1 protein-coding gene is annotated in these 281 nt (G+C 47.3%); it reads left to right on the forward strand.

The annotated features are described in order from the left end of the window. Positions 1-56: 56 nt before the first annotated feature. The coding region (locus AAEZ18_RS18675; RefSeq protein ID WP_352255882.1) for a hypothetical protein at positions 57-281 on the forward strand (225 nt) is incomplete at its 3' end.

Below are 281 nucleotides of genomic sequence, written 5' to 3' on the forward strand. Positions count from 1 at the left end.
CCTTAAAAGAGTGCTCATATTGAGCACTCGTATTTAACTAATCAAACAAACTAGTAATGCCAGCGACTACTCCACCAGCTACCGCCAAAGGGATTGTAACTGGCGCAGACGCGACACCTGCACCAATTACTATTGCACCAGATGTAAGCGCTCCAGCGGCTGCACCGGAGCCTATAGCCACAGCTGTTCTGCTTACGCTAGAGTCATTACTGCCAGTTATCTGTTTAGATAGCTCATTACCAACCAAGCCGCACGAAACGGCCTTATTTAAAGACATAGTG

The sequence above is a fragment of the Pseudoalteromonas sp. 19-MNA-CIBAN-0066 genome (genome assembly GCF_040308705.1).
GTDB classification, from domain to species: Bacteria; Pseudomonadota; Gammaproteobacteria; order Enterobacterales; family Alteromonadaceae; genus Pseudoalteromonas; species Pseudoalteromonas nigrifaciens.